A 15,063-nucleotide genomic window follows, 5' to 3' on the forward strand; every position below is an offset into this window, starting at 1 on the left:
GCCTCAGGCCTTGACCTTGGCGGCATTTTTGATGGCAGCCTTGATCCGCGGATAGGTGCCGCAGCGGCAAATATTGCCAGACATCGCGTTGTCGATATCTTCATCAGAGGGATTGGGTGTTTGCGCTAACAGGGCCGATGCGCTCATGATTTGACCAGACTGGCAGTAACCACACTGCACCACATCGAGCGCCAGCCAGGCTTCTTGTATACGTTTGCCGACTTCAGTCTCGCCTATGGATTCTATAGTGGTGATTTTCTTGCCACTCGCCAATGAAACCGGCGTGATACAGGAACGCGTAGCCTGGCCATCCAGATGGATAGTGCAGGCACCACACAACGCCTTGCCGCAGCCAAACTTGGTGCCCGTTAGCCCGATCACATCACGCAATGCCCACAATATGGGTGTGTCGTCCGTGACATCCAGCGCGTGCTCTTTTCCATTCACATTGAGCGTGATCATTTCTCAACTCCCTTCCATTTATTTTCAGGTATTTTTAATTAAAGGCTTTGCCAGGTCGATAATTTAATTGTTAAACCCTGCTGCCTTCATTAATAGTTTCATGAGCAGACTCATGGCGGCCAGCGTAGTAATGCTGGCCAACCAGATCAGTATCATCCATCCTAGCCGTTTAGCCAGGTTGCTTTTAGTTGTGTCGCGTTTAGGGGCTTGCTGCATTAATGGTAGGCCTCACCTGGTTTGACCTTGCCGCGGAACACATAATAACCCCAGGCGGTATAGATAAGAATAATCGGGATAATGATGACAGCACCTACCAGCGCGAAGGCCTGACTTTGTGGCGGTGCGGCGGCGGCCTGTATGGTCATTTCTGGCGGGATAATATTGGGCCAGATGCTGATGCCTAAACCTGCATAGCCAAGCAGAACCAGACACAGCGTATAGATGAATGGGCTGGTTTCGGCCTTGGCCTTCAGGGCGGCTTGTAGCTTGTAAAAAACGAATACGACCAGCAAGGGCACGGGTGCCAGCCAGAGCAGGTTGGGCAGCGTGAACCAGCGCTCCGCAATGCGGCTGTCCATCAGGGGTGTCCAAATGCTAATGATGATGATAATGGCGAACAGCACGATGGAAATACGTTGCGAGAGTTTGTAGCATGTGGCTTGCAGTTCGCCAGTGGTTTTAAAGATCAGCCAGGTACTGCCTAACAGCGCGTAAGTCACCAGCAGGCCTACGCCGGTAAACAGCGAAAAGGGCGAAATCCAGTCCAGCGGCCCGCCAGCATAGGCCTGATTCGCCATTTTAATGCCTTGCAGGTAAGCACCCAGCGTCATGCCCTGAAAAAAGGTAGCCGCAATCGAGCCGCCTAGAAAAGCCTTGTCCCAGAAGTGCCGCTCCGTATCCGTAGCGCGGAACCGGAACTCAAAAGCCACCCCGCGGAAAATGAGCGCCATGAGCATAAACAGCAAAGGCAGTGAAAGGGCACTTAAAATCACCGAATAAGCCAGCGGAAACGCCGCCAGCAACCCTGCGCCTCCAAGCACCAGCCAGGTTTCGTTGCCATCCCAGATTGGTGCCACGGTATTCATCATTAAGTCCCGGTCATCTTTTTCCTTGAAAAAAGGATACAGGATGCCGATGCCTAGATCAAAGCCATCCATGATGATGTACATCATGATGCCAAACAGGATAATGATGGCCCATACCAGTGATAAGTCCATTTATTGTTCCTTTCCGGAAGAGGGCGTCTTGGCATCGGGGTGAAACTCTGGCGCCAGTGCAAATTCATCCACATCGCTGGGATTGATGGAGATGGCATCACCCTGCAAGGCTTCGCCGGTTTTGGGCCCGGTGTTGATTAACCTCAGCACATACATCGTCCCCATGCCGAACACGGCCAGGTAAATCAGGACAAACAGTGCCAATGTCACTGCCACTTCACTGGTCGTGTGAGGGGTCACGGCATCCGCTGTGCGTAATACACCATACACCACCCAGGGCTGCCGGCCGATTTCTGTGGTTAACCAACCTGCCAGGATGGCAATGACGCCGGTAGGCCCCATGGCGACTGCAAATCGCAGAAATGTCTTATGTTGATATAACTGGTTTTTATAGCGTAACCATAGTGAGGTCGCGGCCAGCAATATCATGAGCATGCCCAGGCCCACCATGATACGGAAAGTCCAGAATACAATGGTGGCGTTAGGCCTTTCATCGGCAGGAAATTCCTTGAGTGCCGGAATCTGTTCTGTCAGCGAGTGACGCAGGATCAGGCTGCCCAGTACCGGGATTTCCAGTGCAAAATGGTTTTTTTCCTGTGCCATATCTGGCCATGCCATGAGGATGAGGGGCGTAGGTTCATTGGCCTTATTTTCCCAGTGGCCCTCGATGGCTGCAATTTTAGCAGGCTGGTGTTGAAGGGTATTGAGCCCGTGCATGTCGCCTATCACCACTTGCAAAGGCGCAATCAACAGAATCAGCCATAGGCCCATAGACATCATTTTGCGTACGGCAGGATTGTTTTTGCCTCGCAACAGTTGCCAGGCCGCTGCCGCAGACACAAAGAGCGCTGTCGCCAGATAGGCGGCAATCACCATATGCACCAGGCGGTAGGGGAAGGATGGATTGAAGATGATTTTTAACCAATCGACGGGGATCACTTTGCCATTGACCAGTTCAAAACCCTGTGGCGTTTGCATCCAGCTGTTGGATGCCAGGATCCAGGTGGCGGACACCAAAGTGCCTATTGCCACCATCAATGTCGCAGTAAAGTGGAGGGCCGGTCCCACTTTATTCCAGCCAAACAGCATGACCCCTAGAAACCCGGCTTCGAGGAAAAAAGCGGTGAGTACTTCATAAGCCAGCAATGGCCCGGTCACACTGCCTGCGACATTGGAAAACCCCGACCAGTTGGTGCCAAATTGGTAAGCCATGACCAGGCCAGAAACCACGCCCATGCCAAAGCATAAAGAAAACAGCTTGACCCAGAAATGGTATAAATCAAGATACACCGTTTGCCTGGTTTTTAACCAGCTGGCTTCTAATACTGCAAGATAGCTTGCCAAACCGATGGTGATTGCCGGAAACACGATGTGAAACGAGATGGTGAACCCAAACTGGATTCTTGCTAACGTCAATGCCAATTCAGACATGCTTGTCCTTTACATCACATGCGACACATTCCGCGTCAGCCCGGTAGAGATTGAGCTGCCCGCAAATACTATTAGCATTGACCACTATTCAGCGTATTAAGTTTGCCTGACAAAGCTGGCTTTACAGAAATTGTGGGTTGATGCCTGAGGGTAGGCGTATTTGTGCAAGCCGAGTCAGATTAACTTGTGCTTAAACCGACATCTTATCCATCCCCGATACTCCGCAATACAATATTAGTTACGTTATACCGTCAGATTCATCAAAAAATTCACTACTTATTATCCTACAGTCATATCAGCGCAATGACACTCGTCGCTGTATACACACCTTCTTATACTTTGTGCTCCTGTAAGAAACAATTTTGGAGATGACTATGACAACAGTAACGGGTTTATTTAGAGATCAAGACAGTGCAGAGCGCGCCTATCTAGCCGCTACCCAAGCGGGTTACAGCGCGAATGATATTAACGTGATCATGTCCGAAGAGACGCGTGAGCGTTATTACGGTAAAAATGCCACATTGGAAACAGAGGTTGGCAATAAAGCGGCCGAAGGCGCGGCTGTGGGTGGCGCGATTGGCGCCACGGCAGGAGCAATTGCAGCGGCCATTGCAGCTGCGGGTACCGTGCTTGCTTTGCCAGGGCTAGGATTGGTGATTGCTGGCCCATTAGCAGCTGGTGTCGCCGGGGCGGGGGCAGGCGGGGTGACCGCTGGCTTGGTCGGTGCCTTGATTGGCTGGGGTATCCCGGAGGATACTTTGAAGGAATACGAAGCGGATGTTAAAAATGGCGGGATTCTAATTGGCCTGAATTCAAAAAGTGACGAAGATGCGCGTCGTTTTCAAAACGAATGGAATACGCCTGTCGTTGCTGGCGCATAAAAGACGTTTTTATAACGACTGCCTAAAAGCAAAAAGCCTTGCATTTCTGCAAGGCTTTATTTTATTTGGCTCCTCAACCTGGGCTCGAACCAGGGACCTACGGATTAACAGTCCGGCGCTCTACCGACTGAGCTATTGAGGAATCGGTACGTCGTTTGAAGGCGCTATATTACTGAGGCCTCGGCCCTTGGTCAACTACTTTTTGCGAAAATTTTTATATTTTTTTCTGGGTGCGAATGGTCGAAACAAATTGCCTAATTAACAGTCATTTTGAGGAAAATATTTGTAATTTTGGATGCAATTATTCTTGACACGCGCGGCTTTAGCAGAGTGCTGGCTTATAATGCAGGGTAGGAGAAGGGTATGCGAACCATGATAGGAACAGTAGCGAGTATAGAGGGTCAAGTGGAGGTGGTTGATGGCCGTGGTCAGCATCGCCTGCTCGCCGTTGGCGATCTGTTGCGTGAAGGTGACCAGGTGGTGATGACAACTGCCGGAAGTGTATTATCGCTGGCAACCATTACAGGTGACGCGATGCAGTTCAGCGGGCAACAAGCCATTACCATGACGACGCAACTGACAAGCCAGTATGCCGCCGATGCCAGTGACGATGCGATTCATCCATGGTTGTTACAACAAGTGTTAGCGTCAGCACTGTCTGGCGAGGATGTATTGGACTTATCTGGCCTCCTTAGGGAGATGCCTGCTGAAAATAGCTTTGCTGCGTTTGCTGCAACGGTTTTGCCGGAGGCTGAACATGGCTCCAGCTTGAATATTGAAGATCTGATTCAGGATCACGCTATGGCCCAGCCGGTAGGGGCGGAGATGGGCGGCATGGCCGACCTGATGGCAAGTACTGGACTGCCGAGTGAAGTGGCTTTGCAGCAAAGCTTGCTGAATGACCTGATTAAAGATTCTTAACCTCAACGAATCCAAGCGAATCCAATAAAAAAGCGCCATTCGGCGCTTTTTTATTGGGTGGCACTTTGTTTAATTAGCTAAGTGTTTATATTAGCTCAGTGCTTTTTCTATGCGGTCCAGCGCTTCGCGCAGGTTTTCCATGCTGGTAGCAAACGAGATACGGAAGTAACCTTCAGCACCAAACGCAGAGCCAGGCACCACGGCGACATTGTGTTCTTCAAGCAGGTATTCTGCCAGGGCCATATCAGTCGTCTCTTTTATTTTGCCCGCTTGATGCAGATTGGTAATGGCTTGGCGTGCATCCGGGAATGCATAGAATGCGCCGCCTGCCATCAGGCAACTTAAGCCAGGCATGGCGTTAAAGCGGTCAACCACATATTTATGGCGCTCGCGGAAAGCGGCCACCATCGGCTTGATACAGTCTTGCGAACCACTCAGTGCGGCTTCTGCTGCATATTGTGAAATAGACGCCGGATTACTGGTTGACTGGCTTTGCAGGATTTCCATCGCTTTAATGATGTAAGCCGGGCCTGCGGCATAGCCGATACGCCAGCCGGTCATTGAGTACGCTTTGGAAACACCGTTCAATACGATGCAGCGGTCTTTGAGGCTGGGCGCAGCATTGAGGATGTTATGGAATTTTTCACCAGTCAGGTTGACGTGCTCGTACATGTCGTCTGTTGCGACCAGTACATGCGGGTGTTTTAACAATACTTCACCCAAGGCTTTTAATTCGTCTAAGGTATATACGGCGCCGGTAGGATTGGAAGGGGAGTTAAACATCACCAGTTTGGTCTTGGCAGTGATGGCGGCTTCCAGTTGGGCTGGCAGCAATTTAAAGCCTTGTTCAATGCCGCATTCGATAATCACTGGTTTGGCCTCGGCCACCATGGCGATGTCTGCATAGCTGACCCAGTAAGGGGCAGGCACAATCACTTCGTCGCCAGGATTCAACACCGCCAGGCAAAGGTTGAAAATGGTCTGCTTGCCGCCGACGCCGACAATCACTTCATTCACGGCATAGTCAAAACCGTTTTCATTCTTGAATTTGTTGACGATGGCTTTTTTCAGCGCCGGAATGCCGCTGACCGGTGTGTATTTGGTATAGCCTGCATCAATCGCTGCTTTGGCGGCATCTTTAATATGCTGCGGTGTATCAAAGTCAGGTTCACCAGCGGCCAAGCCAATAATCGGGCGGCCTTCTGACTTGTATTTAGCCGCTTTGGCAGTAATGGCCAGAGTGGGGGATTCTTTAATCGATAAGACACGCGCAGACAGCACGTTGGCGGCAGCTTGGCTCAAGATTGCTTCCTTGTAGAGGTCGTATTTTGCTCGGGCAGGCGATGCATGAATGCAGCCTGCAAAAAAATGAAAAACGCGATATTCTACGCAAAAACACTCGGCTGTGGAAGCTGCAGCGAGTGTTTTTCAAGACCAACAGTGAAAGCATTATTTTTAGCAGCCATGCCCGCAACCAAGATATGCCTGGTAAGCCGTGACTAGCAAAGGATCAATTTGTTGCAGCCGCGTTTCAACCCTGTGTACGGTTTGTATGTCGCCCAGCTGTTGTGCCACTTCGCCGCGCCTGAACCAGGCCTCTATAAATTGGTTGTCTAATGCAACTGCTTTATCGAAAGAGATGGCGGCGGCTTCAAATTGTTTTAACGATTGTTGTGACAGGCCCAGGCTAAACCATGCGTCTGCACTGCTGACTTCTTGCTGTGTCCATTGCACACTTATTTTTTCCAGTGCCGCCCAGTCCTGACGGGATTCCGGCACGGCTGCCCGCATATAAAAAGGTTTCTTGTCCTCATCTTCTTCCCACAGGGCTTTGCCACTGATAGGAAAATCGCTACTTGCTGGCATTTTTTCCAAGGTTTCCAGCCATTCAACCGGCAGGGCGAAGTGTATGCTGCCACCGCGACCAGCAGTTTTAAAAGTATTAATCCCAACCAGCCTGCCTTGCATGTCAAACAATCCGCTACCGCTGGCGCCCATCAGGAACTTTGCGCTACTGCGTATCATATTGCCAGCAGTGGTGGGATATAGGCCCTGTATTTCCCCTCTGGAAGTGAGTGGGGCAGGGGCACCATTGGAGTGACCAATCGCTGTAATTTCCTGCCCCCGTGTCAGTGACAGGCTGTTGCCGCGAGGCACTGGCTTGAACGGCATATTGTGGGTAGTGACCAGGCAGAGATCATGCCAGGCATCTGCGCGTACCTCAGTAATGGAATAACTGTCTTCACCACGCGAAACCCAGGGTTGTTTGGTGGCGCGCATGACGTGGCAATTTGTCACCACTGCATTTTCTGCCACCACGACACCAGAGCCATAGGCCATGCCCCCATCCTGGTTGTATCCACGTATCATGACCACGCCAGAGTAAGAATCCATCAATGCCTGTTGGTCGAAAGCCTGTGCAGTAGATGCGGTTACTGCCAGCAATGCTAGTAGAAAATGTCTCACGTGATCCCTTGGGTCGTTTTATTGTTGATGAACTGACTGGTTCTTGTGGTAAAAGTTCATGCGCTAATCAAGTGACTAGAATGTAAATCATACGCCTGAGACGGCAAAAACAGTTAAAATAGAGCTCATATTATTCTTGTTCCCAGATTGTTCTTGTGATCGTCACTTTCCCTGGCAGTAAATATGAATTGCACGAGCCTTTTCCGCCTGCTGGTGACCAGCCGCAAGCGATTGAAAAATTGACGCAGGGTATCCATGACGGCTTGAAGTTTCAGACCCTGCTGGGAGTCACTGGCTCTGGCAAAACCTATACCATGGCTAACGTGATTGCCCGTACAGGTAAACCAGCCATTGTCATGGCGCCTAATAAGACACTGGCCGCACAGCTTTACAGCGAGTTCAGGGAGTTTTTCCCCAATAATGCGGTCGAGTATTTTGTGAGCTATTACGACTACTACCAGCCCGAAGCCTATGTGCCTTCGCGCGACCTGTTTATTGAAAAAGATTCCAGCATTAACGACCATATTGAGCAGATGCGTTTGTCTGCGACCAAAGCCTTGCTGGAACGTGAAGATGCCGTGATCGTGGCAACGGTGTCGGCGATTTATGGTATTGGTGACCCCGGTGAGTACCATGGCATGGTATTGCATATCCACCAGGGCAAGAAAATTTCGCAAAAAGACATTGTGGCGCACCTGATTGCCATGCAGTATGACCGCAATGATTTTGATTTTGGCCGTGGCTGCTTCCGCGTGCGGGGCGATATTATTGATGTGTTCCCCTCCGAGAACAGCGAAACTGCCGTGCGCATCAGCCTGTTTGATGATGAAATTGATACGATTCAATTATTTGACCCGTTGACAGGTCAAGTCTTCAACAAAATTCATAACTTCCGCATTTTCCCTTCCAGCCATTATGTGACTGCGCGTGAAGCCACCGTGCGGGCGATGGAAACCATTAAGGAGGAATTGCGCCAGCGTGTGAGTTTTTTCCTCAGTGAAAACAAACTGGTAGAAGCGCAGCGCATAGAGCAGCGTACCCGGTTTGACTTGGAAATGCTTAATGAAATCGGCTTTTGCAAGGGCATTGAAAACTATAGCCGTCATCTGACCGGTCGCAACCCAGGTGATCCACCGCCGACGCTGATTGATTACCTGCCAGAACAGGCGCTGATGATCATTGACGAGAGCCATGTCACAGTCCCGCAAATTGGGGGCATGTATCTGGGTGACCGTTCACGCAAGGCTAACCTGGTGGATTATGGCTGGCGCCTGCCGTCGGCCATGGATAACCGGCCACTTAAGTTTGAAGAGTTTGAGCGCATTATGCGGCAATGCGTTTTTGTCTCTGCCACCCCCGCTAATTATGAAAAAGAGCATCAGCAGCAAGTGGTTGAGATGATTGCGCGCCCCACCGGATTGGTGGATCCTGAAATCACCGTGAAACCGGCTGATACCCAGGTAGATGACTTGCTTGGCGAGATCAAGTTGCGTGTAGAAGTCGGCGAACGCGTACTGGCCACCACATTGACCAAGCGTATGGCTGAAGACCTGACAGATTACCTCAGCGAACATGGCGTGAAGGTGCGTTATTTACACAGTGATATCGATACGGTAGAACGCGTTGAAATTATCCGTGATTTGCGCTTGGGCGAATTTGATGTGCTGGTGGGGATTAACCTGCTGCGTGAGGGCCTGGATATTCCTGAAGTCTCGCTGGTGGCTGTGCTGGATGCGGATAAAGAAGGTTTTCTGCGCTCCGAGCGCTCATTGATCCAGACTGCAGGACGGGCGGCACGTAACTTGAACGGCAAGGTGATTTTTTATGCCAATAGCATCACGCGCAGCATGAAGCTGGCCATGGATGAAGCGGATCGCAGACGTAAAATCCAGTTGGCGTTTAACGCCGAGCACGGCATTACCCCTAAAGGTGTGACCAAGCGTATCAAGGATATTATTGAAGGCGTTTATGATAAAGATGAAGCACAGCGTGAGCGTAAGGCCGCACAAGAACAAGCGACTTATGAAAGCATGAGCGAGAAGGCATTGACCAAAGAGCTCAAGCGCATCGAAAAAGCCATGCACGATGCGGCCAAGAACCTGGAGTTCGAGAAGGCAGCCCAATATCGCGACCAGTTGAAAAAACTTAAGTTACAGGCATTTGGTGCCGAAGTAGAAGATTTGAAATGAGTGTGTTGAATACCTGTATTGGTTCAGTGGCAGCCGTTTGCACAACGCTTGCATTCGTGCCACAAGTCATCCAGTCCTGGCGGACACGGGATTTAAGCGGAATTTCCTTGCCCATGTACATGATTTTTACGACGGGGGTGGTGCTTTGGTTTATCTACGGCATCTTGATCCAGGATTGGCCAGTGATTATTGCAAATGCAGTCACGGCGATTCTGGCCAGCACAGTTCTTTTATTAAAATTGAAATCTATATTTATAATTTAAGTCAGATGACTATCGATTGATATTTTAGTTATATGACTGCCCGCATATTTTTTATAATTACTTTTGATTTTTAGGATACGACCATGAAAAAAATTACAAAAGCAGTCTTCCCTGTTGCAGGTCTCGGTACGCGTTTTCTACCAGCGACCAAAGCCAGTCCCAAGGAAATGCTGCCTGTCGTGGATAAACCGCTGATTCAATATGCGGCTGAAGAAGCCATTGCTGCTGGCGCGACCGAGCTGATTTTTATCACAGGCCGAAATAAACGTTCGATTGCCGACCATTTTGACAAAGCCTATGAACTGGAAGCCGAACTCGAAGCGGCTGGCAAACAAAAGCTGCTGGACATCGTGCACAGTATTTTGCCTAAAGGTGTGAGCTGCGTGTTTATCCGCCAGTCACAAGCCTTGGGTTTGGGTCATGCAGTGTTATGCGCCAAACCAGTGGTGGGTGATGAACCATTTGCCGTGTTGCTGGCGGATGACCTGTTGTGCGGCGATGTTTCCATCACCAAGCAAATGGTTGATGTGTATGATCAACATCAGTGCTCTATCCTGGGAATTGAAACAGTGGCTCCTGAAGAAACCAGCAGTTATGGGGTGGTAGATGCCATTGCTGAAACGGATGACCTGCTTGAAGTTAAGGGCATGGTGGAAAAACCAAAACCGGAAGAGGCGCCTTCTAACCTGGCAGTGGTAGGCCGATATGTGCTGAGTCCACGTATTTTTGATTGCCTGGAACATGTCAAACCAGGCAAGGGCGGCGAGATTCAACTCACTGACGGTATTTCCGCCCTCATGCAATATGAAAAGGTAAAAGCCTATCGTTACAAAGGTAAGCGTTATGATTGCGGCAGCAAGCTGGGCTTTATGCAGGCAAACGTTGAGCTGGCGCTGCGACACCCGGAAATTGCCGATAGTTTTAAAGCCTACCTGAAAACACTCAACTTCTAATCCTTATGACAGCACCCCAGAACCAGGCGCCATCATTCTGGATGGCGCATTCTGATGTTGTGTTTACAGCATCGGAAGTCAATTCCGCCATCGACCGCATGGCTATCCAATTGCAACAAAGCGTGAGTGCAGAATCTGTGGTGCTGTTATGCGTCATGCGTGGCGGGCTATATCTGGCGGGACAGCTGATGAGCCGCTTGTCGTTACCAGCCCGGCTTGATTATTTGCAAGCCAACCGTTACCAGGGAACAGCGGGTCATGAAATTGTCTGGAGCAAACAGCCTGAGCTGGACCTTGCCGGGCAAACAGTGATTGTGCTTGATGATATTCTCGATGAAGGGATCACCTTGGCGGCTGTCGTGCAGTATTGCCGTGAAGCGGGTGCCCGCCAAGTTGTGACGGCTGTACTCACGGAAAAAGACAATGGTCTGCAAAAACCCTTACAGGCGGATGTGGTGGGCCTGATAGTGCCAAACCGCTACGTATTTGGTTGTGGCATGGACGTATATGGCTGGTGGCGGAACTTGCCAGAAATCCGCGCACTCACCTAGCGCTTCTTAATTATCAACTGCCATCACTGCTCACAGCGGGATATCTTAGTCATCATGAGTAGCTATTGCTCTGTCTAAATGTAAGTCTTGCGTGACGGAAAAATACTTTTTTTCAATATTGCTGCCTGTGTCCCCGATAGTCAGCTATCTCGGATAATGCCAAAATCAATTCCATCGACCTCTGTAAAACGGCAGGATGGCTCCTCAATTTCTGTGTGCGATCAAATAGCGCCTTACAACGAGATGAAGTGTTAAGTAGATTTATTACAATTGTTTTGCGCAAAACTGCTACTATCCTAAAACATCAAAAAACTAAAGGCTGCCAATGAAATTTGTTTTGTACACAAGTGTTCTGAACCAGGAGCATTATGACGTGATGGCTGTCCCCGCTATTGTCAGAACGGCCAGAACAGAGAATAGTATTCATGGCATTACAGGGGTGTTGTTATTTGACGGGCTCAATTTCACCCAGTACTTTGAAGGGCAGGAAGAAGCTGTTGATGTGCTATGGCATAACATTCAGCGAGATAAACGCCACAAAAACATCATTGTGGTACTGACGGGTCATCAGGAAGGCAGGTTATATGATGACTGGGGAATGGGCTACATTGATATAAGTGACAATGAGATTGATATTGAAAGCTGCATCTCCGCCGCTGATTTTTCAGTCGATATCTTTAAGCAAACGATCAGCCGTCTGGATGTCGAGTAATTGGCTGCGCTTCATTGCTTGTGTATTTAAACAGAAGCTTAATCCAAGATTTGACTACTTTTTGATGTCTGGCGGAGAAGGGGGGATTCGAACCCCCGATACGCTTTCACGTATGCCTGATTTCGAGTCAGGTACATTCAACCAGCTCTGCCACTTCTCCTGATGCTGTCTTGCGCCGGTAAACACAAGCTTAGACAAGGGCGCTAGTCTACACTGTGGCGCCTATGCCATTCAACAAAAATCTATCTCGATTGGCGTGATTACAGTGGTAGCCTGATTTCAACCACCAGGCCTGTAGCGGGCAGTGGCTTGTTGCTTAATGATAGCTTGCCGCCATGTTTTTCAACAATCATACGCGCAATTGAAAGACCCAGCCCGGTACCACCTGTCTGGCGCGAGCGCGAGTCTTCTACCCTGCGGAATGGTTCTAGTACGTTGCTAAGTTCCTGCTCAGGGATGCCAGGGCCATCGTCGGAAATGATGCAAATGACGTGTTCGCCCTCAGTGTAGAGAGAGAGCTTGGGTGTTTTCGCATACGCGGTGGCGTTATTCAGTAAATTGGTCAGGCAACGAGTGAGTAAGTGTGCAGAGCCCCATATCGTGATTGATTGCGTGGATAATTGGCTGTCGATGGTAACCCCGGCTTCTTCAAAATCATCACATACAGCCGTTGCCAGCGCTGTCATGTCAATTTTGCTTTTGTGGATGTTCTCGCCACATAACCTGGCAAAGTCCAGGCCCTCACGGACCATTTCCTGTGTGGCAGTCAGGTCTTTGATCAGGCCTTGCTTGAGTTCCTGGTCTTTGACTTTTTCCAGCCTTAACCGTAAACGGGTAAGGGGGGTTTGCAGGTCGTGCGCAATCGCACCGAGAATAAAACCTCGCTCCTGGATATGCTTGAGGATGCTGCGTTGCATTTCGTTAAAGGCTTTAGCAGCATGGCGTACTTCGGTTGAGCCTTCATTTTCTGCTAAAGGCGGATGCTCAATGTTATGGGCCAGTTGCAGCGCCGCATTTGCCAGTTTGCGCAAGGGCTGGGTTGCAACATAAGCCACCGCCCAGATAATGCTGATCAGTCCAAGCAATGCGAGCAAGATAGCCATTGGGTTACGTTCGTGTGGCGGTCCGCCTGGCGGACGATGGCTTCCATAATGCACTTCAATCAATATGGGCGTGTTGTCTTCTAAATGCGTATAGATTGCCAGGCACTGACCGTGAGGGCGTGGAGGCGGCGGGCTCCCAAACGCAGAAGGGGGTGGCGGTGGCGGACCTCTGCGTGGTGCGCAATGGCTGGGTTTCGACAGGCTGATCAAATCGGCGACTTCTGGCACCAACAGGTTGTTGAGGTTGGCGAGTTCTGCTGGTAGCACAGGCGCATTTTGTGGTGGTTGTACGCCGATGGTGACATGACTGCCCATGCGCTTGAATACGTCTTGTATCTCAGCACGTTTTTCGGGGACGGTCGCTTCCAGAATGCGGATCATGCTTTCAATACGGTCAAAGGCAAACTGGTCACGCATGCGTGTTTCGTTCTCGCGGAAATCGCGTTGTCCCAACATGCTGACCACGGTAGCTGTCAGCAGGATACCGATGATGGCAATGAGGAAAATGCGGACCGACATTGCGCCCAATAATTTTTTAATCATGGATTGCTCTTATTTAAGGTAGCGGACATCCGCGGTGAGTAAATAACCTTCATTGCGCAATGTTTTGATCATGGATGGATTCTTAGTATCCACTTCAAGTTTCTGTCTTAATCTGCTGATTTGTAAGTCTATTGACCTGTCAAATGGTCCGGCTTCACGTCCATGCATTTCTTCCATCAGTTGATCACGGCTCAAGGTGCGGTTGGCGTGTAACAACATGAAGCGCAGGAATTTAAACTCGGCATTGGAGAGTGGTATGCTGGTATTGCTCTGGTCTATCAATGTGCGGTTTTGGATATCCAGTTTCCACTCGTTAAACTCAATGACACGCAGAATGCCACTGTCAACCGCCTCATCATTGGCTTTTTTGCCAGCTTGATAGTCTGATTGCATCCGAGAGCGGCGAATCACACTGCGGATGCGGGACAAGAGTTCCAAGGGTTCAAATGGTTTGGCTACGTAGTCATCAGCCCCAGTTTCCAGGCCCATGATGGTATCCAGGGAGCTGGTGCGTGCTGTCAACATGATAATGGGCAAAAGGCGATACTTGGGAGATTCACGCAGCTCTCGACACAATTCTATGCCGTTACGTTGCGGCATATTGATATCGAGAATGATCACATCTGGTGTTTGTTGCTGCAAGGCAAGCCACATTTGTGCATGATTGGCTGCCTGATGGGTGGTCAGCTGATTGTCTTGCAGAAAGTCACACAACAGCTCACGAATCGCATCATCGTCATCTACCACCAGTACATGTGTCTCGGAATGGCCGTCATTCATAAAAATCTCTGGCTTTAAATTGAGTATTTGAGCACAAAAACCGGCCGTTGTGGCCGGTTGTATTTATCAAACCAATCGTGGTTTATTCGTGATGTGGTTTGTCATGATGGGAATGCTGGGGAAATGCATTTTCATCAAAGGCTTTTTTCTGCGCATCGTTCAATTGTGCATAGAAAGTACGAATCGCTTTGGCTCGCTCAGCTTGACGCAAATCACGCTCTTTATCCCAAGCTTCCATTTTATCCAGGCGTTGCAGGGTATTGAGTTTATTCAGCTCTGCAACGTCAGGATGTTCAGCTTTATCCTGAGGTTTGATTTGTGCCTGATAAGTCTTCCAGGCCGCTTCCTGTGCGTTGCTTAATTGCAAAATCGTGTGCAATTTGTCCTGGTGTTTTTCAAAATGCTCCAGGCGGTGTTCCTGCCATTTTGCATGATCAAATTTGCCTTTACCGCAACCCTGACCATGTTCAGCAAAAGCGGTGCCACACACCAATACCAGAAGTCCTGCCAATGCCAGTTTTTTCAGTTTCATGATGTTTCCTTTCAATCATCATTGCAACATTGCAATGGTGACATTAAAACACCCGAATG

16 protein-coding genes and 2 tRNA genes are annotated in these 15,063 nt (G+C 49.7%); 7 read left to right on the top strand and 11 right to left on the bottom strand.

All coding sequences use genetic code 11. From position 1 onward, the window contains the following. Positions 1–3 precede the first annotated feature (3 nt). The 4 genes from ACJ67_RS06440 to ACJ67_RS06450 form a co-directional block, all read right to left on the bottom strand. Positions 4–462, bottom strand: coding sequence for a (2Fe-2S)-binding protein (locus ACJ67_RS06440; RefSeq protein ID WP_049638365.1), 459 nt, complete (start codon positions 460–462; stop codon positions 4–6). A gap of 63 nt (positions 463–525) precedes the next feature. Beyond that, positions 526–678, bottom strand: coding sequence for a DUF2474 domain-containing protein (locus tag ACJ67_RS14605; RefSeq protein ID WP_082163938.1), 153 nt, complete (start codon positions 676–678; stop codon positions 526–528). Beyond that, positions 678–1,679, bottom strand: a complete 1,002-nt coding sequence (gene cydB / locus ACJ67_RS06445) for a cytochrome d ubiquinol oxidase subunit II (protein WP_049638366.1) — start codon at positions 1,677–1,679, stop codon at positions 678–680. Before cydB ends, ACJ67_RS14605 begins: the two co-directional genes overlap by 1 nt. Further along, the gene (locus ACJ67_RS06450; protein WP_049638367.1) at positions 1,680–3,110 is read right to left on the bottom strand and encodes a cytochrome ubiquinol oxidase subunit I; all 1,431 of its coding nucleotides are present in this window, start codon (positions 3,108–3,110) and stop codon (positions 1,680–1,682) included. A gap of 374 nt (positions 3,111–3,484) precedes the next feature. Between ACJ67_RS06450 and ACJ67_RS06455 the strand changes: the two genes are divergently transcribed. Beyond that, positions 3,485–3,991 carry a hypothetical protein gene (locus ACJ67_RS06455; protein WP_049638368.1) on the top strand — a complete coding sequence of 169 codons (507 nt, stop codon included), beginning with the start codon at positions 3,485–3,487 and terminating at the stop codon, positions 3,989–3,991. 66 nt (positions 3,992–4,057) lie between these two features. Here the strand turns inward: ACJ67_RS06455 and ACJ67_RS06460 are convergent. Beyond that, positions 4,058–4,133, bottom strand: a tRNA-Asn gene (locus ACJ67_RS06460). 221 nt (positions 4,134–4,354) lie between these two features. Here ACJ67_RS06460 and ACJ67_RS06465 point away from each other — a divergent pair. Next, a complete protein-coding gene (locus ACJ67_RS06465) occupies positions 4,355–4,912 on the top strand; it encodes a hypothetical protein (RefSeq protein WP_197080674.1) in 558 nt (185 codons plus the stop codon). Between the two features lie 90 nt (positions 4,913–5,002). On the opposite strand, the gene ACJ67_RS06470 is transcribed toward ACJ67_RS06465, so the two are convergent. Together ACJ67_RS06470 and ACJ67_RS06475 are read right to left on the bottom strand one after the other, a co-directional pair. Then, complete coding sequence (locus tag ACJ67_RS06470; RefSeq protein ID WP_049638369.1) at positions 5,003–6,214, bottom strand: pyridoxal phosphate-dependent aminotransferase; 1,212 nt, start codon at positions 6,212–6,214, stop codon at positions 5,003–5,005. Between the two features lie 153 nt (positions 6,215–6,367). Continuing rightward, positions 6,368–7,378 carry a tetratricopeptide repeat-containing serine protease family protein gene (locus ACJ67_RS06475; protein WP_049638370.1) on the bottom strand — a complete coding sequence of 337 codons (1,011 nt, stop codon included), beginning with the start codon at positions 7,376–7,378 and terminating at the stop codon, positions 6,368–6,370. Between the two features lie 155 nt (positions 7,379–7,533). On the opposite strand from ACJ67_RS06475, the gene uvrB reads away from it, so the two are divergent. The 5 genes from uvrB to ACJ67_RS06500 all read left to right on the top strand — a co-directional run bounded on the left by uvrB (position 7,534) and on the right by ACJ67_RS06500 (position 12,046). Then, positions 7,534–9,567, top strand: coding sequence for an excinuclease ABC subunit UvrB (gene uvrB, locus ACJ67_RS06480; protein WP_049638371.1), 2,034 nt, complete (start codon positions 7,534–7,536; stop codon positions 9,565–9,567). Beyond that, complete coding sequence (locus ACJ67_RS06485) at positions 9,564–9,830, top strand: SemiSWEET transporter (RefSeq protein ID WP_049638372.1); 267 nt, start codon at positions 9,564–9,566, stop codon at positions 9,828–9,830. The genes uvrB and ACJ67_RS06485 overlap by 4 nt, the downstream gene beginning before the upstream one ends. Positions 9,831–9,913: 83 nt before the next feature. Continuing rightward, the gene (gene galU / locus ACJ67_RS06490) at positions 9,914–10,783 is read left to right on the top strand and encodes a UTP--glucose-1-phosphate uridylyltransferase GalU (RefSeq protein ID WP_049638373.1); all 870 of its coding nucleotides are present in this window, start codon (positions 9,914–9,916) and stop codon (positions 10,781–10,783) included. Between the two features lie 5 nt (positions 10,784–10,788). Further along, complete coding sequence (locus tag ACJ67_RS06495) at positions 10,789–11,334, top strand: hypoxanthine-guanine phosphoribosyltransferase (RefSeq protein ID WP_049638374.1); 546 nt, start codon at positions 10,789–10,791, stop codon at positions 11,332–11,334. A gap of 325 nt (positions 11,335–11,659) precedes the next feature. After that, positions 11,660–12,046 (top strand): BLUF domain-containing protein, encoded by a 387-nt coding sequence (locus tag ACJ67_RS06500; protein ID WP_049638375.1) that lies wholly within the window; start codon positions 11,660–11,662, stop codon positions 12,044–12,046. A gap of 69 nt (positions 12,047–12,115) precedes the next feature. Here the strand turns inward: ACJ67_RS06500 and ACJ67_RS06505 are convergent. The 4 genes from ACJ67_RS06505 to ACJ67_RS06520 form a co-directional block, all read right to left on the bottom strand. Continuing rightward, a tRNA-Ser gene (locus ACJ67_RS06505) sits at positions 12,116–12,206 on the bottom strand. A gap of 100 nt (positions 12,207–12,306) precedes the next feature. Next, positions 12,307–13,692 carry an ATP-binding protein gene (locus ACJ67_RS06510; protein ID WP_049638376.1) on the bottom strand — a complete coding sequence of 462 codons (1,386 nt, stop codon included), beginning with the start codon at positions 13,690–13,692 and terminating at the stop codon, positions 12,307–12,309. Between the two features lie 9 nt (positions 13,693–13,701). Beyond that, positions 13,702–14,472 (bottom strand): response regulator, encoded by a 771-nt coding sequence (locus ACJ67_RS06515; RefSeq protein WP_049638377.1) that lies wholly within the window; start codon positions 14,470–14,472, stop codon positions 13,702–13,704. Positions 14,473–14,554: 82 nt separating this feature from the next. Next, positions 14,555–15,004, bottom strand: a complete 450-nt coding sequence (locus ACJ67_RS06520) for a Spy/CpxP family protein refolding chaperone (protein WP_049638378.1) — start codon at positions 15,002–15,004, stop codon at positions 14,555–14,557. Positions 15,005–15,063: the final 59 nt, after the last annotated feature.

The organism is Methylophilus sp. TWE2 (assembly GCF_001183865.1).
GTDB lineage: Bacteria > Pseudomonadota > Gammaproteobacteria > Burkholderiales > Methylophilaceae > Methylophilus.

Excerpts from the sequence above, each read along its gene's own strand:
- ACJ67_RS14605 (WP_082163938.1), bottom strand. The coding sequence starts at position 678 with ATGCAGCAAGCCCCTAAACGCGACACAACTAAAAGCAACCTGGCTAAA.
- ACJ67_RS06485 (WP_049638372.1), top strand. The coding sequence starts at position 9,564 with ATGAGTGTGTTGAATACCTGTATTGGTTCAGTGGCAGCCGTTTGCACA.
- ACJ67_RS06520 (WP_049638378.1), bottom strand. The coding sequence starts at position 15,004 with ATGAAACTGAAAAAACTGGCATTGGCAGGACTTCTGGTATTGGTGTGT.
- ACJ67_RS06515 (WP_049638377.1), bottom strand. The coding sequence starts at position 14,472 with ATGAATGACGGCCATTCCGAGACACATGTACTGGTGGTAGATGACGAT.
- ACJ67_RS06510 (WP_049638376.1), bottom strand. The coding sequence starts at position 13,692 with ATGATTAAAAAATTATTGGGCGCAATGTCGGTCCGCATTTTCCTCATT.
- cydB (WP_049638366.1), bottom strand. The coding sequence starts at position 1,679 with ATGGACTTATCACTGGTATGGGCCATCATTATCCTGTTTGGCATCATG.
- ACJ67_RS06450 (WP_049638367.1), bottom strand. The coding sequence starts at position 3,110 with ATGTCTGAATTGGCATTGACGTTAGCAAGAATCCAGTTTGGGTTCACC.
- ACJ67_RS06440 (WP_049638365.1), bottom strand. The coding sequence starts at position 462 with ATGATCACGCTCAATGTGAATGGAAAAGAGCACGCGCTGGATGTCACG.
- ACJ67_RS06465 (WP_197080674.1), top strand. The coding sequence starts at position 4,355 with ATGCGAACCATGATAGGAACAGTAGCGAGTATAGAGGGTCAAGTGGAG.
- galU (WP_049638373.1), top strand. The coding sequence starts at position 9,914 with ATGAAAAAAATTACAAAAGCAGTCTTCCCTGTTGCAGGTCTCGGTACG.
- ACJ67_RS06495 (WP_049638374.1), top strand. The coding sequence starts at position 10,789 with ATGACAGCACCCCAGAACCAGGCGCCATCATTCTGGATGGCGCATTCT.
- ACJ67_RS06455 (WP_049638368.1), top strand. The coding sequence starts at position 3,485 with ATGACAACAGTAACGGGTTTATTTAGAGATCAAGACAGTGCAGAGCGC.
- ACJ67_RS06500 (WP_049638375.1), top strand. The coding sequence starts at position 11,660 with ATGAAATTTGTTTTGTACACAAGTGTTCTGAACCAGGAGCATTATGAC.